Below are 21,322 nucleotides of genomic sequence, written 5' to 3'. Positions count from 1 at the left end.
CGCGCTGGGCGCTGTCGGGGGTGCCGCCTAGAGTTGTGCGGGTGACCTCCCAGAAGCGCTCCGGCTCCCGCCTGCACGACGAGATCACCGTCCAGGGGGCCCGTGAGCACAACCTCAAGGACGTCGACGTCGAGCTGCCGCGGGACAGCCTCGTCGTCTTCACCGGGCTGTCCGGCTCCGGCAAGTCCTCGCTCGCCTTCGACACGATCTTCGCCGAGGGGCAGCGGCGGTACGTCGAGTCGCTCTCGGCCTACGCCCGCCAGTTCCTCGGCCAGATGGACAAGCCGGACGTCGACTTCATCGAGGGGCTGTCGCCGGCGGTCTCGATCGACCAGAAGTCGACCAACCGCAACCCGCGCTCGACGGTCGGCACGATCACCGAGGTCAACGACTACATGCGCCTGCTCTGGGCGCGGGTCGGGCGGCCGCACTGCCCGGTGTGCGGCGAGGCGATCACCCGGCAGACCCCGCAGCAGATCGTCGACCGGCTGCTGGAGCTGCCCGAGCGCACCCGCTTCCAGGTGCTGGCGCCGGTGGTGCGCGGTCGCAAGGGCGAGTTCGTCGACCTCTTCGCCGAGCTGCAGACGGCCGGCTACAGCCGCGCCCGGGTCGACGGCGAGGTGGTCACCCTCTCCGACGCCCCGTCGCTGGAGAAGCAGGTCAAGCACACCATCGAGGTGGTCGTCGACCGGCTCGTCGCCAAGGGCGGGGACCGCACCGCCAAGCAGCGGCTCACCGACTCGGTGGAGACCGCGCTCGGGCTGGCCTCCGGGGTCGTGGTCATCGACTTCGTCGACGTCGACCCCTCCGGGGCGGGTGCCGAGGTGCTGGACGCGAAGGGGGAGCCGCTGCCGACCGAGCGCCGCTTCTCGGAGAAGATGGCCTGCCCCAACGAGCACGAGATCGCGCTCGACGAGATCGAGCCGCGCACCTTCTCCTTCAACGCGCCCTACGGCGCCTGCCCGCGCTGCACCGGCATCGGTGTCGAGCTCGAGGTCGACCCCGACCTGCTCGTGCCCGACGAGGACGCCACGCTCGCCGAGGGCGCCATCCAGCCGTGGTCGCAGGGGCAGTCGGCGCAGTACTTCCAGCGGACCATGGCCGCGCTCGGCGACGACCTCTCCTTCGACATGGACACCCCGTGGCGCTCCCTGCCCGCCCGGGCCCGGGAGGCGCTGCTGCACGGCCAGGACCACAAGGTGCACGTGCGCTACCGCAACCGCTTCGGCCGGGAGCGGACCTACTCCACCGGCTTCGAGGGGGTCATCCCCTTCATCAAGCGGCGGCACGCCGAGACCGAGTCCGACTGGAGCCGGGAGCGCTACGAGGGCTACATGCGCGAGGTGCCCTGCCCGACGTGCGGCGGTACCCGGCTCAAGCCCGAGGTGCTGGCGGTGACCGTGGGCGGGCGCAGCATCGCCGACGTCTCCGACCTGTCCATCCGGGACGCCAAGGCCTTCATGGACGAGGTGGAGCTCACCGAGCGGGAGCGGCACATCGCGGCGCTGGTGCTCAAGGAGATCGAGGCCCGGCTGGGCTTCCTCCTCGACGTCGGCCTGGACTACCTCACCCTGTCGCGGGCGGCCGGCACGCTGTCCGGCGGCGAGGCGCAGCGGATCCGGCTGGCCACCCAGATCGGGGCCGGGCTGGTCGGGGTGCTCTACGTCCTCGACGAGCCGAGCATCGGGCTGCACCAGCGGGACAACCAGCGGCTCATCGAGACGCTCACCCGGCTGCGCGACCTCGGCAACACGCTCATCGTCGTCGAGCACGACGAGGACACCATCGCCGCGGCCGACTGGCTCGTCGACATCGGTCCCGGCGCGGGGGAGCACGGCGGCCACGTCGTGCACTCCGGCAGCCTCGACGGGCTGAAGCAGACCGCGGCGTCGATGACCGGCCGCTACCTCTCCGGCGAGCTGTCCATCCCGGTCCCGGCGGTGCGTCGGCCGCGCGACCCGGACCGCGAGCTCGTGGTCCGCGGGGCCCGGGAGCACAACCTCACCGGGATGGACGTCAGCTTCCCGCTGGGCACGCTCATCGGGGTGACCGGGGTCTCCGGCTCCGGCAAGTCGACCCTGGTCAACGACATCCTCTACAACGTCCTGGCGAACAAGCTCAACCGGGCCCGGCACGTGCCCGGTCGGCACAAGACGGTCACCGGCCTGGAGCACCTGGACAAGGTCGTGCACGTCGACCAGAGCCCGATCGGGCGCACCCCGCGGTCGAACCCGGCGACGTACACCGGCGTCTTCGACGCCGTCCGCAAGCTCTTCGCCGGGACCACCGAGGCCAAGGTCCGCGGCTACCAGCCGGGCCGGTTCTCCTTCAACGTCAAGGGCGGCCGCTGCGAGGCGTGCTCCGGCGACGGCACCCTGAAGATCGAGATGAACTTCCTCCCGGACGTCTACGTGCCCTGCGAGGTGTGCCACGGGGCCCGGTACAACCGGGAGACCCTCGAGGTGCACTTCAAGGGGAAGACGATCGCCGACGTGCTGGACATGCCGATCGAGGAGGCGGAGGACTTCTTCGCCGCCGTCCCGGCGATCGCCCGGCACATGACGACGCTCAACGCGGTCGGGCTGGGCTACGTGCGGCTGGGGCAGCCCGCACCGACCCTCTCCGGCGGCGAGGCGCAGCGGGTCAAGCTGGCCGCCGAGCTGCAGAAGCGCTCCACCGGGCGGACCGTCTACGTCCTCGACGAACCCACCACCGGCCTGCACTTCGAGGACATCCGCAAGCTGCTCGTCGTGCTGCAGGGGCTGGTGGACAAGGGCAACACGGTGATCGTCATCGAGCACAACCTCGACGTCATCAAGAACGCCGACTGGGTCATCGACATGGGTCCCGAGGGTGGCTCCGGCGGTGGCCAGGTGGTCGCCACCGGTACCCCCGAGGACGTGGCCGCCGTGCCGGAGAGCCACACAGGGCGGTACCTGCGGCCGGTGCTGGAGCGGCACGACGCGGTCCCGGTGGGCGACGCCGCCGCGGGCGCGACGACGACGGCCGCGAAGGGCTCGGGGCCGCAGGGTGCGGCCGCGGGCGCGCGGAAGGCGACGGCGAAGAAGGCGAGCAGCAAGAAGCCCGCGGAGACGAAGAAGACTGCGACCACGAAGACGGCCGCGACCACGAAGACGGCGGCCACCAAGAAGTCCGCGACGACCACGAAGTCCGCCACCACGAAGAAGACGGCGAAGGCGGGGGAGAAGGCGACGAGCCGGAAGACCACGACGCCGACACCCGCGCCGGAGGTCTCCTCGCGAGCCAAGGCGGCCGCCCGCCGGGCACGCAAGGCGGGCTGACGCCGGGCCGGGTCGCCGGAGCGGCTCGCGGCAGGCGCAGCACCACAGCGCGCCGACAGCCGGGGGACAGCGTCGGCGGCTAGCGTGGACGATGCTGTTCCGTCGCTGCCCACAACCCGAGAGGGAGATCATGGACGAACGTCGTGCTGTTGACGCAGGCGCTGCCTGCACCGGCGGCTGCACCACCCGCCGAGCGGTGATGAGCGTCGGCGCGGTCGGTGGCGGCGCGCTGATCCTCGCCGGCTGCGGCGGCAGCGACGACGGCGGTGGCTCGTCCTCCGGCTCGGGTGGCTCGGCCGGCTCGGGCGAGGAGGTCCGGGTGGCCAGCAGCGAGGTGCCCGAGGGTGGCGGCACGGTCTCCGGCTCGGTGGTCGTCACCCAGCCGAGCGCGGGGGAGTACGCCGCCTTCGACGCGGCCTGCCCGCACCAGGGCTGCGCGGTGGACGAGGTGACCAGCGACGCGATCGTCTGCCCCTGCCACGGCAGCACCTTCGACCCGGCCACCGGCGAGGTCACCAAGGGCCCCGCCGAGACCGGCCTGACCACCCGTGAGGTCACCCTCGACGGCGATGAGCTCGTCGTCACCTGACCCCCACCCGCCCCCGAGCCTTTATCGGGTTACCCGATAAAGGCTCGGTCGCCGGAGAAGGCTTCTGGGGTTACCGAGCGTTCCTCGGCAGCCAGCGGGCCAGCGGCTACCTCCGGCCGCTCACCGGAGCTCGGCCAGCGTCTCGACCGCGAGGCGTCCGAGGGCGTCCGCGGCCAGCGGGCTGTCGCCGGTGACGAGCAGCCGGTCCCGGTGCACCTGGCCGCTCATGTCGTCGTTGACGACCGTGACCCCCTGCTCCGCGAGGCGCTCGGCGAGCAGCCAGGACATGGCGCCGGGCAGGTAGCCGAGGTCGATGTTGGCTCCGGAGTCCAGGGCGTCCGGGAAGACGCACGCCTCGTAGCCGGCGAAGAGAGAGCGCCCCTGGTCGTCGGTGGCAGCCAGCAGGGCGGCCGGGCCGTGGCACAGCGTGATGACCGGGCGGTCGTGCTCCAGCGCCCAGCGCAGGGCGGCTCCGACACCAGCACTCGTCGGCAGACCGATCATCGCTCCATGCCCGCCGGGGACGAAGACTGCCGCGTAGCGAGCAGGGTCGAGCTCGGCGACCACCTCGTCCAGCGGGCGCGGGTCGCGCAGCTGCGGCATGAGCGCGTCGAGGGCCGCCTTCACCGCCTCGTCCTCGGCCGGCACCGCCCAGTGCTCCAGCTTGACCATGGCGCCGGACGGGGTCGCGACCTCGAACTCGTAGCCCGCTGCCCGCAGGTGCATGATCGGTCCGAGGGTCTCGACCGGATGGTTGCCGGTCGAGAAGTACCGCCCGTCCGCCAGGCGCAGGTAGCGCTCGTCGGTGCCGATGACCAGCACCCGGCGCGGGCCGGAGGCCACCTGCTCGTGGTCCGGGACGTCGATCCCGGCCTGCGGCGGCACGTACTGCTCCAGCGAGGAGTCCGAAGGGAAGAAGGCGTCCCGCTCGGCGCGGTCGGGGACGGGTGCGGAGGAAGCCATGAGAGAGGTCCTTTCGTATGGGTACCGGCCTACCGTCGCACGCTCGCCCGCGACCGCTCCACCGGGCGTCCTTCCTCCCCGTTCGATCAGGTGTGGCTTGTGGGCCCTCCCACAGGGGGCGCGGCGCCGCCGTCGGCATCCACAGCACACGCGCGTGACTGTCGCAGGCCCGCCGCTCCCGGTCAGATGGCTACATGGCCATCACGGAGATCCAGGAGCTCGCGGCGTCGCAGGGCGGCGTCGTCGTCACCACGCAGGCCGGTCGGCTCGGCGCGGACCGCAACGCCCTTCGTCGCGCGGTGTCTCGCGGCGAGCTGCTGCACCTGGGGCGGAGCGTCTACGCCCTGCCGAGTCACGTCGATACCGAGGCGTCCGAGGCCGAGCAGGCGGAGCAGCGCCACCGGCCGCTGGGGCGCGGGCTCCTCGTCGTCTACCCCGACGCGGTCCTCGCCGGGCGCACCGCGGTGGTGGCCCACGGGCTGCCGGTGGGCCCGGCCAAGCTGGGCCGGGCCCGGCTGGAGCGTCCTGTGCCCCGCCAGGTGATGACCCAGCTGGCCACCATCCGGCCGACCAGCCGGCCGTCGGTGACGACCGATGTGGGCCCGGCGGTCCCCGTCGCGGCGGCCGTGGTCCAGACCGCCAGCGACGACGGGGTCCTGCCGGGCGTGGTCGCCGCCGACGCGGCCCTGCACAGCGGGCTGCTGAGCGCGGAGGAGCTCGCCGCAGAAGTGGGGCGCGTCGACGGCATCGCCGGATCGGGGGCCGCGTGCGCGATGCTGCACCACTGTGACGGCCGGTCGGAGTCCGTCGGGGAGAGCCGGCTGCGGGTGATGTGCTCCTTCTGGGGCATCCCCACGGTGCCCCAGGTGGAGATCTGCGACGGTGGGGCGCTCGTGGCGCGTGCGGACCTGCAGATCGAGGGGACCACCGTCCTGCTGGAGTTCGACGGGGTGGTGAAGTACGCCGACGGCGGCGTCCCGGCGCTGGTCAGCGAGAAGCGGCGGGAAGACCGCCTTCGTGCTCTCGGGTACGTGGTCGTCCGGGTGACCTGGTCCGACCTGTCCCGTCCGAGCCTGCTGCACGCCCGGATCCGGCGGGCCGTCCGCACCTCGCAGCGCACACCGGCAGCACGCTGACCGCGTACCTCGAGACGTCCGGCACCCCCTGACCGCGTCAGGGGCGCACGACCCCTTCAGCGTCGAGAACCTCTCGCTCACCCGAGAAGGCTTCTCCGGGAAGCGAGCCTTTATCGGGTAACCCGATAAAGGGGAGACAGGTGAGTTTCGGGGGAGTCGGTGGGGGCTCGTAGGGTGACGGGGTGGCAGATCCGGCGACCTACCGACCCGCACCGGGGTCGATTCCGGTCGAGCCGGGCGTCTACCGCTTCCGGGACGAGCACGGCCGGGTCATCTACGTCGGCAAAGCGACGTCGCTGCGCAGCCGGCTCGGCTCCTACTTCCAGGACATCGCCGGGCTGCACCCGCGCACCCAGCGGATGGTTCGCACCGCCGCCGGGGTCGAGTGGACGGTGGTCCGCAACGAGGTCGAGGCGCTGCAGCTGGAGTACGCCTGGATCAAGGAGTTCGATCCCCGCTTCAACGTCAAGTACCGCGACGACAAGTCCTACCCCTACCTCGCCGTGACGATGGGCGAGGAGTTCCCGCGGGCGCAGGTGATGCGCGGACGCAAGCGCAAGGGCACCCGCTACTTCGGCCCCTACACCCACGCCTGGGCGATCCGCGAGACCCTCGACCTGCTGCTGCGGGTCTTCCCGGTCCGCACCTGCAGCTCCGGCGTCTTCAAGCGCGCCGGCCAGGTGGGGCGCCCCTGCCTGCTGGGGTACATCGACAAGTGCTCCGCGCCGTGCGTGGGCACCGTCTCGGCCGGGGAGCACCGGGAGATCGCCCAGGAGCTGTGCGACTTCATGGCCGGGGACACCGGCCGCTTCGTGCGCCGGCTGGAGCGCCGGATGGCCGAGGCATCCGCCGAGCTCGACTTCGAGCGGGCCGCCCGGCTGCGCGACGACATCGGCGCGCTGACCAAGGCCCTGGAACGCTCCGCCGTCGTCCTCCCGGACGGCACCGACGCCGACGTCTTCGCCCTGGCCGACGACGAGCTCGAGGTGGCCATCCAGGTCTTCCACGTGCGCGGCGGGCGCATCCGCGGTCAGCGCGGCTGGGTCGCCGAGAAGGAGACCGAGGAGCTGCCCGGCATCGTCGAGCACCTCCTCCAGCAGGTCTACGGCGGCGAAGGGGGCGAGGACGTGCCGCGCGAGGTGCTCGTCCCGGTCGCCCCCGAGGACGACCAGGGGGTCGCCGCCTGGCTCGGCGAGCGCCGCGGCAGCCAGGTCAGCCTGCGGGTGCCGCAGCGCGGCGACAAGCGAGCCCTCATGGAGACCGTCGAGCGCAACGCCACCCAGGCGCTGGCCCGGCACAAGGTCGCCCGGGCCGGCGATCTCACCGCCCGCAGCCAGGCGCTGCAGGAGCTGCAGGAGGCGCTGGACCTCGACGAGGCCCCGCTGCGCGTCGAGTGCTACGACATCAGCCACGTCCAGGGCACCGACGTCGTCGGCTCGATGGTCGTCTTCGAGGACGGGCTGGTGCGCAAGTCCGAGTACCGCCGATTCATCGTCCGCGGTGACGTCGACGGCCGCCGCGACGACACCGCGGCGATGCGCGAGGTGCTGCAGCGTCGCTTCGCCCGGGTCCAGCCGCGGGAGGGCGACCAGCACGTCGTGCCCCCGGAGCCCGGCACCGACGAGCCGGACCCGGACACCGCCGGCACGCCCGCCGGCATCGACCCGGAGACCGGCCGCCCCCGCCGCTTCGCTTACCCGCCCAACCTCGTCGTCGTCGACGGTGGCCGCCCCCAGGTGGACGCCGCCCAGGCCGTGCTCGACGAGATGGGCATCGAGGGCGTCGCCCTGGTCGGCCTGGCCAAGCGCCTCGAGGAGGTCTGGCTGCCCGGCGACGACCACCCGGTGATCCTGCCGCGCACCAGCGAGGGGCTCTACCTGCTGCAGCGGGTGCGGGACGAGGCGCACCGCTTCGCCATCACCTTCCACCGGCAGCGACGCAGCCGGTCGATGACCGCCAGCGCGCTGGACGGGGTCCCCGGCCTCGGCGAGTCCCGGCGCAAGGCCCTGCTCTCCCGGTTCGGCTCGGTGAAGAAGGTCCGGGCCGCCTCTCCCGAGCAGCTGACCGAGGTCCCCGGGATCGGACCTGCGCTGGCGCAGCGGATTGCGGCAGAGTTGGGCTCGCAGCAGACGGCGCCCGCCGTCAACCTCACCACCGGCGAGGTCCTCGACGAAGGAGAGCAGCCGTGACCGACGACCGCCCCTCCCGGCCATCGGAGACGATCGAGCCGGCCGCCGCCGACGACCCGCAGGTGGTGGTGGTCACCGGGATGAGCGGCGCCGGCCGCTCCACGGTGGCGAACGTCATGGAGGACCACGGCTGGTACGTCATCGACAATCTGCCGATCTCGCTGCTGGACTCGCTGCTCGACCTGTCCGAGCGGTTTGCCGCCACCGACCGCCCCGAAGGGCTGACCGGCCCGGCGCGGGTCGGCATCGTCGTGGACGTGCGCGCGCAGGGCTTCGACATGCTGGCCGACGCCCTGCGCCGGATGCGCGAGGCCGGCTGGCACACCAGCTTCGTCTACCTCGACGCCACCGACGAGGCGCTGGTCCGCCGCTTCGAGAGCGTGCGGCGGCCGCACCCGCTGCAGGGGCACGGCCGGATGCTCGACGGGATCCAGCGGGAGCGCCGGATGCTCGCCGAGCTGCGCTCCATCGCCGATGTCACCGTGGACACCTCGGGGCTGAACGTCCACCAGCTCTCCCGCAAGATCGCGCCGCTGGTCGCCGGGGCGCCGCGGCACACGGTGCGGCTGGCGGTGATGTCCTTCGGCTTCAAGTACGGCGTGCCGCTGGACGCCGACTACGTCTTCGACATGCGCTTCCTGCCCAACCCCTACTGGGTCCCCGAGCTGCGCGGGCACACCGGCCAGGAGGAGACCGTCGCCGAGTGGGTGCTGCGCCAGGACGGCTCGGCGGAGTTCCTCGACGCGGTGCAGGCGCTCTTCGTGCCGGTCACCGCCGGGTACGTGCGGGAGAACCGGCACTACGTCACGCTCGCGGTGGGGTGCACCGGCGGCAAGCACCGCTCGGTGGCCACCGCCGAGGCGCTGGCCGAGCGCCTGGCCGGCGACGAGGTGTCCACCTTCGTCGTCCACCGCGACCTGGGGAGGGAGTGAGATGACCCCGCAGACCCGTCACGCCGAGATCGTCGCGCTCGGCGGCGGCCACGGTCTGGCCGCCTCGCTGTCCGCGCTCCGGCTGCTGTCCGAGCACCTCACCGCGGTGGTCACCGTCGCCGACGACGGCGGCTCCAGCGGCCGGCTGCGCGCCGACTACGAGGTGCTGCCGCCCGGCGACCTGCGGATGGCGCTGACCGCGCTCTGCGACGACACCGAGTGGGGGCACACCTGGAGCGAGCTGCTGCAGCACCGCTTCACCGGTGAGGGCACGCTGGCCGGGCACGCCGTCGGCAACCTGCTCATCGTCGCGCTGTGGCAGCTGCACGACGACCCCGTCACCGGGCTCGACCTGGTCGGCCGGCTGCTGCAGGCCCGGGGTCGGGTGCTGCCGATGGCGGCGGTGCCGCTGCGCCTGCAGGCCGAGGTCAGCGGGCTGCGCCCGGACGACCCGGACCGTCGCGAGACCATCCTCGGCCAGGTCGAGATCGCCCGCACCACCGGCGTGGTCGAGTCCATCTCGCTCATCCCGCAGGCGCCGCCGGCCCACCCCGAGGCGGTGACCGCGGTCCGCGACGCCGACCACGTCGTGCTCGGTCCCGGCTCCTGGTACACCTCGGTGCTGACCCACCTGCTCGTCCCAGAGCTGCGCCGGGCCCTGGTCGAGACCCGCGCCCACAAGACCCTCACCCTCAACCTCGAGCTGAGCACCAGCGAGACGCCGGGCTTCAGCGCGGTGCGCCACCTGGAGACCTTGCACGCCCTGGCGCCCGACCTGGTCGTCGACACCGTCCTGGTGGACCGGGCCACGGTCGAGGACGAGGCCACCCTGGCCGCCGCCTGCCGCGGCCTGGGCGCCGAGCTGGTCGTCGCCCAGCTGGCGCAGCGGGAGCAGCCGGGCCACCACGACACCCTGCGCCTCGCGGCGGCATATCGTGACATCCTCGACTGAGACGAGGGTGCGCACGCAGACGTGGGTGCGCGGTCGAGGGCGCCCCGCGGGCGTCAGCCCCAGCGCACGCAGCACGACCACACCCAGCACGACGACATTCAGCACGACGGACGGACGAGGGCCCGGCACGGGCACCGGCAGGAGGAGCCCGGGATGGCGATGACCGCGAAGGTCAAGGACGAGCTCAGCCGGTTCGAGGTGACGAAGACGTGCTGCCGCAAGGCGGAGGTCGCCTCGGTGCTCCGCTTCGCCGGAGGCCTGCACATCGTCGGCGGCCGGATCGTCGTCGAGGCCGAGCTGGACACCGCCCAGGCCGCCCGGCGCCTGCGCCGCGACATCGCCGACCTCTACGGCCACACCACCGAGCTCATGGTCATCTCGCCCGGCGGGCTGCGCAAGGGCTCGCGCTACGTCGTCCGGGTCGCCGCCGAGGGCGCCGCGCTGGCCCGTCAGACCGGGCTCGTCGACAGCCAGGGGCGCCCGGTGCGCGGGCTGCCGCCCCGGGTCGTCGGCGGCTCCACCTGCGACGCCGAGGCCGCCTGGCGGGGAGCCTTCCTCGCGCACGGCTCGCTCACCGAGCCCGGCCGCAGCTCGGCCCTGGAGGTCACCTGCCCCGGCCCGGAGGCCGCGCTGGCGCTGGTCGGTGCCGCCCGCAGGCTGGGCATCTCCGGCAAGGCCCGGGAGGTCCGCGGCGTGGACCGGGTGGTCATCCGCGACGGCGACGCCATCGCCGAGCTGCTCACCCGGCTCGGCGCCCACGACGCGGTGCTGGCCTGGGAGGAGCGGCGGATGCGCCGCGAGGTCCGGGCCACGGCCAACCGGCTGGCCAACTTCGACGACGCCAACCTGCGGCGCTCGGCCCGGGCCGCGGTGGCCGCCGGGGCGCGGGTCCAGCGGGCCCTGGAGATCCTCGGCGACGACGTGCCCGAGCACCTGCGCGAGGCCGGCGACCTGCGCCTGACCCACAAGCAGGCCTCCCTGGAGGAGCTGGGCCAGCTGGCCGACCCGCCGATGACCAAGGACGCGGTGGCCGGACGGCTGCGTCGGCTGCTGGCGATGGCCGACAAGCGGGCCGCCGACCAGGGGGTCCCGGGGACCGAGTCGACGCTCACCCCGGACATGCTCGACGGGTGAGCGCCCGCTCGCCACGTGCTGGGCACCCGGCGCGACGGTGGGTGCCCGAAGGAATAGGGTGGACGGTGATCGGGCCGTGACCTGCGGCCGTCCCCCCGAGCCCCCACCTGGAAGGCAATCACCGTGACTGTTCGCGTTGGGATCAACGGATTCGGCCGGATCGGCCGCAACTTCTTCCGCGCCGCCCTGGCGTCCGGCGCCGACATCGAGGTCGTCGCCGCGAACGACCTCATGGACAACAAGAGCATCGCGCACCTGCTGAAGTACGACTCCGTGCTCGGGGTGCTCGCCGAGGACGTCACCGCCACCGAGGACTCGATCACGGTCGGCGACCGCACGATCAAGGTCTTCGCCGAGAAGGACCCGGCCAAGATCGCCTGGGGCGAGGCCGGCGCGGACGTGGTCATCGAGTCGACCGGCATCTTCACCGACGCCACCGCCGCCAAGGCGCACATCGACGGCGGCGCCAAGAAGGTCATCATCTCGGCGCCGGCGAAGAACGAGGACGCCACCTTCGTCATGGGCGTCAACGACGGCGACTACGACCCGGCCAGCCACGACGTCATCTCCAACGCCTCCTGCACCACCAACTGCCTGGCCCCGATGGCCAAGGTGCTCAACGACGAGTTCGGCATCGTCAAGGGCCTGATGACCACCGTGCACGCCTACACCCAGGACCAGAACCTGCTGGACGGCCCGCACAAGGACCTGCGCCGCGCCCGCGCCGCCAACCTCTCGATCATCCCCACCTCGACCGGTGCCGCCCAGGCCGTCGCCCTGGTCATCCCCGAGCTCAAGGGCAAGTTCGACGGGTACGCGCTGCGGGTGCCGACCCCGACCGGCTCGGCCACCGACCTCACCTTCGAGGCCGGCCGCGAGGTCACCGTCGAGGAGGTCAACGCCGCCGTGAAGAAGGCCGCCGACGGCCCCCTGAAGGGCATCCTGAAGTACACCGAGGACCCGATCGTCTCCGCCGACATCGTCACCGACCCGGCCAGCTGCATCTTCGACTCCGGCCTGACCAAGGTCATCGGCAACCAGGTCAAGGTCGTCGGCTGGTACGACAACGAGTGGGGCTACTCCAACCGCCTCATCGACCTCACCGCGCTCGTCGGCAAGAGCCTCTGAGGCCGGCCCGGTCAGGAGGAGACTCTCGTGAAGACCATCGCCGACCTGGGTGACCTGCGCGGCCGGCGGGTGCTGGTCCGCTCGGACCTCAACGTGCCGCTGGACGGGGACCGGATCACCGACGACGGCCGCATCCGGGCCTCGTTGCCGACGATCGAGCAGCTGAGCGGGGCGGGGGCACGGGTCCTCGTGTGCGCCCACCTCGGCCGGCCGAAGGGGGCTCCCGAGGAGCGCTACTCGCTGCGCCCCGTCGCGACCCGCCTCGGTGAGCTGCTCGGCCGCCCGGTCGCCTTCGCCACGGACACCGTGGGGGAGAGCGCCCAGCAGGTGGCCTCCGGGCTGGCTGAAGGCGAGGTCGCGGTGCTGGAGAACCTGCGCTTCAACCCCGGCGAGACGAGCAAGGACGAGGCCGAGCGCGGCGCCTTCGCCGACCAGCTGGCCGCCCTGGCCGACGCCTACGTCTCCGACGGCTTCGGGGTGGTGCACCGCAAGCAGGCCTCGGTCTACGACGTGGCCACCCGGCTGCCGGCCGCGCTCGGCCGGCTGGTGCAGACCGAGGTGGACGTGCTGCGGCGCCTCACCGAGGACCCCGAGCGCCCGTACGCGGTCGTGCTCGGCGGCGCCAAGGTCTCCGACAAGCTCGGGGTCATCGACAACCTGCTCGGCACCGCCGACCGGCTGCTCATCGGCGGCGGGATGGTCTTCACCTTCCTCAAGGCCCAGGGCCACGAGGTCGGCACCAGCCTGCTCGAGCAGGACCAGGTCGAGACCGTGCGCGGCTACCTCGACCAGGCCGAGCGGGACGGCGTCGAGATCGTGCTGCCCACCGACGTCGTCGCGGCGACCGAGTTCTCCGCCGACGCCGACCACGAGGTGGTCGCCGCCGACGCCATCCCGGCCGACCGGATGGGCGTGGACATCGGCCCGGACAGCGGTCGGCTCTTCGCCGAGAAGCTCGCCGACTGCCGCACGGTCTTCTGGAACGGCCCGATGGGCGCCTTCGAGATGGCTCCGTACGCGGACGGGACGAAGGCGGTGGCCCAGGCGCTGGTCGAGGTCACCTCCGGTGGCGGCCTGACCGTCGTCGGCGGTGGCGACTCGGCGGCGGCGGTGCGCCAGCTCGGCTTCGCCGACGACCAGTTCGGGCACATCAGCACCGGTGGCGGGGCCTCCCTCGAGTACCTCGAGGGCAAGGAGCTGCCCGGCCTGACCATCCACGAGGAGAGCGCATGAGCGACCGCACCCCGCTGATGGCGGGCAACTGGAAGATGAACCTGGACCACGTCCAGGGCACCCACCTGGTGCAGAAGCTGGACTGGACGCTGCGCGACGCCAAGCACGACCCGGCCTCGGTCGAGGTCGTCGTGCTGCCGCCCTTCACCGACCTGCGCTCGGTGCAGACGCTCGTCGACGGGGACAAGCTCTCCCTCGGCTACGGCGCCCAGGACGTCAGCCCGCACGACTCGGGCGCTTACACCGGGGACGTCTCCGGGGCCTTCCTGGCCCGGCTCGGCTGCTCCTACGTCGTCGTCGGGCACAGCGAGCGCCGGGACGGCCACGGCGAGAGCGACGAGACCGTGGCGGCGAAGGCGGCCGCCGCCTTCCGGCACGGGATGACCCCGATCGTCTGCGTCGGCGAGGGCCTGGAGGTCCGTCAGGCCGGCGACCAGGTCGCCCACGTGCTGGCCCAGGTGGAGGGCAGCCTCGCCGGGCTCACCCCCGAGCAGCTGCGCACCGTGGTCATCGCCTACGAGCCGGTCTGGGCCATCGGGACCGGCGAGGTGGCCACCCCCGAGGACGCCCAGGAGGTGTGCTCGGCGATCCGCACCAAGCTGGCCGAGATCGCCTCCGGCGACACCGCGGACGCCGTCCGGGTGCTCTACGGCGGCTCGGTGAAGTCCGGCAACGTCGCGGCGATCATGTCCCAGGAGGACGTCGACGGCGCGCTCGTCGGCGGTGCCTCGCTGGACGCCGAGGAGTTCGCCGCGATCTGCCGCTACCAGAAGCACCTGACCACCTGAGGGCCGCGCCCCTGGCCCCCGCCCGGGGGCGCAGGCCTCCCGGGAGCGCCTCTGCGGCCTGGCGCCGGCGAGAGGTACGCTGGGGCCGGTGGCACGGCCCGGTGCCCGCCCACCGACACCAGACATCGACACCAGAAGGACCCGACGAGTGAACGCCGTCCGTATCGGCCTCTACGTGATCCTCACGATCACCGGCGTGATCCTCACGCTGCTCATCCTCATGCACAAGGGGAAGGGCGGCGGCCTGTCCGACATGTTCGGCGGCGGCATGACCGCGTCGCTGGGGTCCTCGTCGGTGGCCGAGCGGAACCTGTCACGGTTCACCGTCGTCATCGGCCTCATCTGGTTCACCTCGGTCGTGGGCATCGGTCTCATCGACCGCTTCGACGGCTGACCCCGCTCCGACCCCAGGAGGTCCCGCATGGCAGGTGGTAACGCGATCCGCGGCACCCGGATCGGCTCCGGCCCGATGGGCGAGGCCGAGCGTGGCGACGCCGCCCCGCGCACGATCGTCTCCTTCTGGTGCGCCAACGGGCACGAGGTGCGACCCTCCTTCGCCATCGAGGAGGGCACCGAGATCCCGGAGACCTGGGAGTGCAACCGGTGCGGCTTCCCCGCGGGCACCGACAAGGACAACCCGCCCGCCCCGCCGAAGGCGGAGGTCTACAAGACCCACCTCGCGTACGTGAAGGAGCGCCGCTCCGACGTCGAGGGCGAGGCCATCCTCGACGAGCGGCTCGCCGAGCTGCGCAAGCGGGGCCTCATCCGCTGAGCGGACCGCGCCGGGGCCACCGGCGGCGCCCGGACTGGGTCTCCCTGGTTCAGCCGCGCTCGGTGACCTGGCCGGCCGCTGACTGATCGACCAGCCACAGCGTCGCCTGCTGGCCGCGCACCTGGGCAGCGCTGCTCCGCTCCGGACCGGCGCCGGCCATCCCGTCGGCCACCGCCTGCGCCTTGTCGTCGCCGGCGACGACGAACCACACCTGCCGGCTGCGGGCCAGGCACTCCAGGGTGAGCGAGACCCGGTCCGGCGGCGGCTTGGGGGAGCCGTGCACCGCCACCGCGATCGCGTCGTCGGACAGCTGCGCCGGGTGACCGGGGAAGAGGCTGGCGACGTGCCCGTCCGGACCCACCCCGAGGATCATCACGTCGAAGGAGCCGCGGCCGTGCTCGCGCAGGGCGGCCTCGTAGGCCTGCGCGGCCTCCTCGGCGGAGCCGCTGGTGTCCGGTCCCGGGACCCGGTGCACGTGCTCGGCCGGGATGCCCAGGCTGCGCAGCCCGGCGTCGTCGTTCTGGGTGTCGTTGCGGTCGGCGTCCCCGGCCGGCAGGTACCGCTCGTCGCCCCACCAGATGCCGACCCGCTCCCAGTCCACGAGCTCGCGCAGCGGGGACTCGGCCAGCGCCGCGACGAGGGATGAGCCCATGGTGCCGCCGGTGAGCGAGACGTCCGCCCAGCCGCGCTCCGCCTGGGCGTCGAGCACGGCCAGGGCCAGCCGGGCGCCGATGCCGGCGGACAGCCGGGCCCGGGTGGGATGGACGACGAGCAGCGGCTCGGCCCCCTCGGGTGCTGACGTCATGATCAGTCCTCCTCGCGCTTGGCCTGCAGCCGTTCGGCGGCCGCCTCGTGCACGGTCTCCGGCTCCGAGGACGCGGCCTCCGGCTCGGCCTCCACCATGGCGCTGGAGCCCCGGCGCCCGGAGCGCTTGGCGATCCGGGCCGCCGCCTCGCGAGAGGCGGAGACGGACGGGGCGTCGCCGCGGCGGACCGCGTCCGCCATGCTGGAGCGGCTGCGGGTGACCTGCGGCAGGCCCTTGCGCAGCGCCTGGTCGTAGATCTCGTCCGGGTCGAGGCGGCTCAGCTCGTCGGCGAGGCTCTCGGCGTCGCTGCGGTGGGCCAGCGCCAGCGCCCGCTGCGGCTGGCCCGGCTGGTCCAGGGTGGCGGTGTCGCCGTCGTGCGGCCGCACCAGGTCGACGTTGCCGGAGCGACGCTCCAGCCGCACGCTGACGATGCCGGAGCGGTCCGCCGAACGGACGATCGTGACCGGGCAGCGCAGCCGGTGCTGCAGCCAGCCGGCGAGCAGATCGGTGGAGGGGGAGTCGCTCGCCCCCGCCACGACGGCCGCCTCGACCGGCTCGAAGGGGCGCCGGTCCAGCGCCGTGGCCAGCAGGCCCCGCCACCGGGTGATCCGGGACCAGGCCAGATCGGTGTCACCGGGGGAGTAGTGCTGCGCCAGCTGCTTCATCGCCGACGCCGGCCGGGGCGCCCGGGCCAGGTCGGTGATCCGGCGCTGGGCCATCTGCCCGATCGGGTCGCTGGCCGGGTCCTTTGGCGGGGCGCCGGGCCACCACACGACGACCGGCGAGTCCGGCAGCAGCAGCGGGATGACCACGCTGCGGGCGTGCCCGGCCAGCGGGCCGTAGAGCCGCAGCAGGACGATCTCGCTGGCCCCGGCGTCCCCGCCGACCCGGATCTGGGCGTCCATCCGGGCAGCGCCACGACGGTTGCCGGTGACCACCGTGACGATCCGGCACGGGTGCTGGTGGCTGGCCTCGCCGGCCAGCGCCACGGCCGCCTCGGCCTCGTCCTCGGCGTCGACGACGACCACGAGGGTGAGCACCCGGGAGAGGGCCAGCGCGCCGACGTCCTGGCGCATCGTCACCAGGCGCTTGTTCACCTCGGTCGAGGAGGTGCTGGGCAGGTCGACGATCACGGCATCCTCCAGGTGCGGCCGTCGCGGGCCATCATCTCGTCGGCGGAGTCGGGCCCCCACGTCCCCGCGGGGTACTGGTCGACCGTCTTCTGCTTCGCCCAGTACCGCTCGATCGGGTCGAGGATCTGCCAGGAGAGGTCCACCTCGGTGTGCCGCGGGAAGAGCGGCGGGTCCCCGAGCAGCACGTCGAGGATGAGCCGCTCGTAGGCCTCCGGGCTGGTCTCGGTGAAGGCACGGCCGTAGCCGAAGTCCATGGTCACGTCGCGCACCTCCATCTGGTTGCCCGGGACCTTCGCGCCGAAGCGCATGGTGATCCCTTCGTCGGGCTGGACCCGGATGACCACGGCGTTCTGGCCGAGCTCCTCGGTCTCGGTGTCGGTGAAGGGCAGGTGCGGGGCCCGCTTGAAGACGACGGCGATCTCGGTCACCCGCCGCCCCAGCCGCTTGCCGGTGCGCAGGTAGAAGGGGACCCCGGCCCAGCGGCGGGTGTCGACGTCCAGGCGAACCGCCGCGTACGTCTCGGTGGTCGAGCCGTCGCCGACGCCGTCCTCCTGGAGGTAGCCGCGCACCTGCTCGCCGCCCTGCCAGCCGGCCGCGTACTGCCCGCGCGCGGTGGCCCGGCCCAGGTCCTTGGGCAGCCGCACGCAGGAGAGCACCTTCTCCTTCTCCGCGCGCAGCGCGTCCGCCTCGAAGCTCGTCGGCTCCTCCATCGCGGTGAGCGCCAGCAGCTGCAGCAGGTGGTTCTGGATGACGTCGCGGGCGGCGCCGATCCCGTCGTAGTAGCCGGCCCGGCCGCCGATGCCGATGTCCTCGGCCATGGTGATCTGGACGTGGTCGACGTAGTGGCTGTTCCACACCGGCTCGAAGAGCTGGTTGGCGAAGCGCAGCGCCAGCAGGTTCTGCACCGTCTCCTTGCCGAGGTAGTGGTCGATCCGGAAGATCGCGTCCTGCGGGAAGACCTCCTCGATGATCCGGTTGAGCTCCTGGGCGCTCTGCAGGTCGTGCCCGAACGGCTTCTCGATGATCACCCGGCGCCACGACTCGTCGCTGCCCTCGGTCAGCCCGGAGCGCTGCAGCTGCTGGCAGACCGTGGAGAACGAGCCCGGCGGGATGGAGAGGTAGAAGGCGTGGTTGCCGCCGGTGCCCCGCTCCTCGTCGAGCTCACGGACCGTCTCGGCGAGCAGGTCGAAGGCGGCCGGGTCGTCGAAGGTGCCCGGGACGAACCGGAAGCCCTCGGCCAGGGTGCGCCACACCGCTTCGCGGAAGGGGGTGCGGGCGTGCTCCTTGACCGCCTCGTAGACGACCTTGCCGAAGTCCTGGTCCTCCCAGTCGCGCCGAGCGAAGCCGACCAGGCTGAAGCCGGGCGGCAGCAGCCCACGGTTGGCCAGGTCGTAGATCGCCGGCAGCAGCTTCTTGCGGGCCAGGTCGCCGGTCACCCCGAAGAGGACCAGGCTGCAGGGACCGGCGATCCGCTGCAGCCGCTTGTCGGCCGGGTCGCGCAGCGGGTTGTGGGTGGCCGAGACGCGCGCCGGGCTCACCCGCGACCGCCCAGCACCCGGCGCAGCTGCTCCAGCCCGGCCGCGTGGTCGGTCAGGTGCAGCCGGAGCACCGGGCGGCCCTTGTCGGCGAGCACCTGGGCGTCCCCGCCGGCCTGCGCGGCGATGAACTGCCCGAGGGTGAACTCGCGGCCAGGGACCTCGAGGTCCTGCTGGGGGTCCTCGGTGATCTGCAGGTAGACACCGGTGGCCGGGCCGCCCTTGTGGTACTGCCCGGTGGAGTGCAGGAAGCGTGGCCCCCAGCCGAAGGTCACCGGTCGGCCGGTGCGCTCGGCCAGGCTGTCGGCGACGTCCGGCAGACCGGTGTCCTCCTCACGGTCGAGGTAGGCCATCACCGCCAGGTAGCCGGTCTCGCCGAGCTGGGCCAGCAGGGCGTCCAGGGCCCCGGATACGGTGGTCGCCCCGTCGAGCCAGTCGCCGCCGGCCTGCCGGATCTCGACGGCGCCGTCGGTGGCCGCGGCCGGGGCGGCGCTCCCGGTCGAGCCGTCGAGCAGCTCGCGGGCGGCCGCCTTCGCGCTCTCCACGTCCGGCTGGTCGAAGGGGTTGATCGCCAGCAGGCGACCGGCCACCGCCGTGGCCACCTCCCAGAGCAGGAACTGCCCGCCGAGGCTGCCGGAGACGTCGACCGTCGAGGGGGCGCTGCCCGGCTCGGGGTCCTCGTCGTCGGCCGCCACCAGACGCACCACGGTGGCGTCGGCCGGGGGAGGGGTGCTGCTGGCGCGGCCGAGCACGACCGGCAGCAGGCCGGTGCCCAGCTTGCCGGTGGACTCGGCGATGAGCTGCTCGGCCCAGTCGCCGAAGCCGACGAGCTCGGTGCCGTGGTCGACGAGGTAGATCTTGTCCCGCAGCGGGTCGGTGCCGCCCAGCGCCGCGCCGAGGCGCAGGCCGGGGTTGGCCTCGTCGTCCTCGGCGAGCAGGTCGGTCATGGTCTCGGCGTCGTCGAGCAGCTGCTCGACGTCGGCGCCGGCCAGGCCGGAGGGGACGAGGCCGAAGGCGGTGAGCGCGGAGTAGCGCCCGCCGACACCGGGGTCGGCGTTGATGACGTGGTAGCCCTGCTCCCGGGACTGCTCGTCCAGCGGGCTGCCCGGGTCGGTGACCACGACGATCCGCTCGGCCGGGTCGATGCCGGCGTCGCGGAAGGCCTGCTCGAAGACCCGGCGCTGGCTGTCGGTCTCCACCGTGGAGCCGGACTTGCTGGAGACGACGACGGCGGTGGTGGAGACGTCCGCCGCGGCAGCCCGGACGACGTCCGGGTGGCTGGAGTCGAGCACCACGAGCGGCACGTCAGCGGTGCCGCAGATGACCTCCGGGGCCAGCGACGAGCCGCCCATGCCGCACAGCACGATCCGGTCGACCCCGCGCTCGCGCAGCGTGTCCCGCAGAGCGGCGATCTCGCCGACGAGGTGCCGGGAGCCGCGGGCCAGCCCGACCCAGGAGAGGCGCTTGCTCGCCTCGTCCTGCGCGTCCTCGCCCCACAGCGTGGCGTCCTGGTCGAAAAGGCGGCTGGCGAAGCGTTCCTCGACGAGCGCGGGCAGGTGCTCCTCGACCGCGTCGGCGGCGACGCCGGCCGCGGTCACCGACAGCCCGCTCATCGGGCGGTCACGGCCTTCGCCAGCTCGGCCGAGACACCCTCGAGGAGCTCGCCCCAGGCCTGCTCGAACTTCTCCACGCCCTCGCGCTCGAGCTGCTCGGTGACGTCGGTGTAGGAGATGCCGAGGCCGTCCAGGTCGTCGAGGACCTGCTGCGCCTCGGCGTAGCGGCCGGTGACCTCGTCGCCGGTGACCTCGCCGTGGTCGATCACCGCGTCCAGGGTATTCTCCGGCATGGTGTTGACCGTGCTGGCGGCGACCAGGTCGGTGACGTAGAGGGTGTCCGGGTAGTCGGGGTTCTTCACGCCGGTGGAGGCCCACAGCGGACGCTGCAGGTTGGCGCCCTCGTCGGCCAGGCGCTGCCAGCGCGGGGTGGCGAAGACCTCCTCGAAGGCCTGGTAGGCCAACCGGGCGTTGGCCACCGCCGCCTTGCCGCGCAGCGCCAGCGCCTCCTTGCTCCCGATCGCCTCGAGGCGGGAGTCGATCTCGCTGTCGACCCGGGAGACGAAGAAGGAGGCGACCGAGTGGATCGTGGACAGGTCCTTGCCGGCCGCGAGCGCCTGCTCCAGGCCCTCGAGGTAGGCGTTCATCACCGCGCGGTAGCGCTCCAGGGAGAAGATCAGGGTGACGTTGACGCTGATTCCCTCGGCGATGACCGCGGTGATCGCCGGCAGGCCCTCCTGGGTGGCCGGGATCTTGATGTAGACCTGCGGCCGGTCCACCGCGGCGGCGAGCTTCTTCGCCTCGGCGACGGTCTCCTCGGTCTTGCGGGCCAGGCGCGGGTCGACCTCGATGGAGACCCGGCCATCGAGGCCGTCGGTGCGCTCGTAGATCGGCCGGAAGAGGTCGCACGCCTCGCGAACGTCGTCGGTGGTCATCCGGAAGACGGCCTCGTCGACGTCGGCGCCGGAGCCGGCGAGCTCGGCCGCCTGCGCATCGTAGGCGTCGCCCTCGGCGAGCGCGGCCTGGAAGATCGACGGGTTGGTGGTGACGCCGACGATCCCCTTGGTCTCGATGACCTCGGCGAGGTTGCCGCTGCGCAGCCGCTCGCGGGAGAGGTCGTCGAGCCAGACGGAGACTCCGGCGTCGGCCAGGGCCTGGATGGGTGCGGGCTGGGTCAT

General features: G+C 72.9%; 18 protein-coding genes. 12 read left to right on the top strand and 6 right to left on the bottom strand.

Going from position 1 to position 21,322, the window contains the following annotated elements:
* Positions 1-41: 41 nt before the first annotated feature.
* Complete coding sequence (gene uvrA / locus BJY28_RS13415; RefSeq protein ID WP_343037116.1) at positions 42-3,302, top strand: excinuclease ABC subunit UvrA; 3,261 nt, start codon at positions 42-44, stop codon at positions 3,300-3,302.
* 130 nt (positions 3,303-3,432) lie between these two features.
* Entirely contained in the window at positions 3,433-3,891 is a 459-nt protein-coding gene (locus tag BJY28_RS13410) for a Rieske (2Fe-2S) protein (RefSeq protein WP_179463448.1), read from the top strand.
* Between the two features lie 120 nt (positions 3,892-4,011).
* Here the strand turns inward: BJY28_RS13410 and hchA are convergent, their stop codons facing one another.
* Positions 4,012-4,854 carry a glyoxalase III HchA gene (gene hchA / locus BJY28_RS13405; protein ID WP_179463447.1) on the bottom strand — a complete coding sequence of 281 codons (843 nt, stop codon included), beginning with the start codon at positions 4,852-4,854 and terminating at the stop codon, positions 4,012-4,014.
* 194 nt (positions 4,855-5,048) lie between these two features.
* Between hchA and BJY28_RS13400 the strand changes: the two genes are divergently transcribed.
* From BJY28_RS13400 to BJY28_RS13355, 10 genes are all read left to right on the top strand, one after another.
* The gene (locus BJY28_RS13400; protein WP_179463446.1) at positions 5,049-5,990 is read left to right on the top strand and encodes a type IV toxin-antitoxin system AbiEi family antitoxin domain-containing protein; all 942 of its coding nucleotides are present in this window, start codon (positions 5,049-5,051) and stop codon (positions 5,988-5,990) included.
* Positions 5,991-6,172: 182 nt separating this feature from the next.
* On the top strand, positions 6,173-8,179 hold the full coding sequence (gene uvrC, locus BJY28_RS13395) for an excinuclease ABC subunit UvrC (protein WP_179463445.1): 2,007 nt from the start codon (positions 6,173-6,175) through the stop codon (positions 8,177-8,179).
* Positions 8,176-9,111: an RNase adapter RapZ gene (gene rapZ / locus BJY28_RS13390; protein WP_425485714.1), complete on the top strand. Its 936-nt coding sequence runs from the start codon at positions 8,176-8,178 to the stop codon at positions 9,109-9,111. Before uvrC ends, rapZ begins: the two co-directional genes overlap by 4 nt.
* 1 nt (position 9,112) lies before the next feature.
* On the top strand, positions 9,113-10,063 hold the full coding sequence (locus BJY28_RS13385) for a gluconeogenesis factor YvcK family protein (protein WP_179463444.1): 951 nt from the start codon (positions 9,113-9,115) through the stop codon (positions 10,061-10,063).
* 153 nt (positions 10,064-10,216) lie between these two features.
* Complete coding sequence (gene whiA, locus BJY28_RS13380) at positions 10,217-11,197, top strand: DNA-binding protein WhiA (RefSeq protein WP_179463443.1); 981 nt, start codon at positions 10,217-10,219, stop codon at positions 11,195-11,197.
* Positions 11,198-11,320: 123 nt separating this feature from the next.
* On the top strand, positions 11,321-12,325 hold the full coding sequence (gene gap, locus BJY28_RS13375; RefSeq protein WP_179463442.1) for a type I glyceraldehyde-3-phosphate dehydrogenase: 1,005 nt from the start codon (positions 11,321-11,323) through the stop codon (positions 12,323-12,325).
* Between the two features lie 27 nt (positions 12,326-12,352).
* Positions 12,353-13,558, top strand: a complete 1,206-nt coding sequence (locus tag BJY28_RS13370; protein WP_179463441.1) for a phosphoglycerate kinase — start codon at positions 12,353-12,355, stop codon at positions 13,556-13,558.
* On the top strand, positions 13,555-14,346 hold the full coding sequence (tpiA, locus tag BJY28_RS13365; RefSeq protein ID WP_179463440.1) for a triose-phosphate isomerase: 792 nt from the start codon (positions 13,555-13,557) through the stop codon (positions 14,344-14,346). The genes BJY28_RS13370 and tpiA overlap by 4 nt, the downstream gene beginning before the upstream one ends.
* Before the next feature lie 148 nt (positions 14,347-14,494).
* Complete coding sequence (secG, locus tag BJY28_RS16440; protein ID WP_179463439.1) at positions 14,495-14,740, top strand: preprotein translocase subunit SecG; 246 nt, start codon at positions 14,495-14,497, stop codon at positions 14,738-14,740.
* Between the two features lie 27 nt (positions 14,741-14,767).
* Complete coding sequence (locus BJY28_RS13355) at positions 14,768-15,118, top strand: RNA polymerase-binding protein RbpA (protein WP_179463438.1); 351 nt, start codon at positions 14,768-14,770, stop codon at positions 15,116-15,118.
* A gap of 49 nt (positions 15,119-15,167) precedes the next feature.
* Here the strand turns inward: BJY28_RS13355 and pgl are convergent, their stop codons facing one another.
* From pgl to tal, 5 genes are read right to left on the bottom strand one after another with little or no spacing between them, the layout of a single operon-like run.
* Complete coding sequence (gene pgl, locus BJY28_RS13350) at positions 15,168-15,923, bottom strand: 6-phosphogluconolactonase (RefSeq protein ID WP_179463437.1); 756 nt, start codon at positions 15,921-15,923, stop codon at positions 15,168-15,170.
* A gap of 2 nt (positions 15,924-15,925) precedes the next feature.
* Positions 15,926-17,056, bottom strand: a complete 1,131-nt coding sequence (gene opcA / locus BJY28_RS13345; RefSeq protein WP_179463436.1) for a glucose-6-phosphate dehydrogenase assembly protein OpcA — start codon at positions 17,054-17,056, stop codon at positions 15,926-15,928.
* Positions 17,053-18,594: a glucose-6-phosphate dehydrogenase gene (zwf, locus tag BJY28_RS13340; RefSeq protein ID WP_179463435.1), complete on the bottom strand. Its 1,542-nt coding sequence runs from the start codon at positions 18,592-18,594 to the stop codon at positions 17,053-17,055. Before zwf ends, opcA begins: the two co-directional genes overlap by 4 nt.
* On the bottom strand, positions 18,591-20,204 hold the full coding sequence (locus tag BJY28_RS13335) for a glucose-6-phosphate isomerase (protein ID WP_179463434.1): 1,614 nt from the start codon (positions 20,202-20,204) through the stop codon (positions 18,591-18,593). The genes zwf and BJY28_RS13335 overlap by 4 nt, the downstream gene beginning before the upstream one ends.
* Complete coding sequence (tal, locus tag BJY28_RS13330; protein WP_179463433.1) at positions 20,201-21,322, bottom strand: transaldolase; 1,122 nt, start codon at positions 21,320-21,322, stop codon at positions 20,201-20,203. Before tal ends, BJY28_RS13335 begins: the two co-directional genes overlap by 4 nt.

This window comes from Janibacter alkaliphilus (assembly GCF_013408565.1).
GTDB classification, from domain to species: domain Bacteria; phylum Actinomycetota; class Actinomycetes; order Actinomycetales; family Dermatophilaceae; genus Janibacter; species Janibacter alkaliphilus.
The sequence above is the reverse complement of the archived record's forward strand: the minus strand, read 5'-3'. Positions and strand labels throughout refer to the sequence as shown.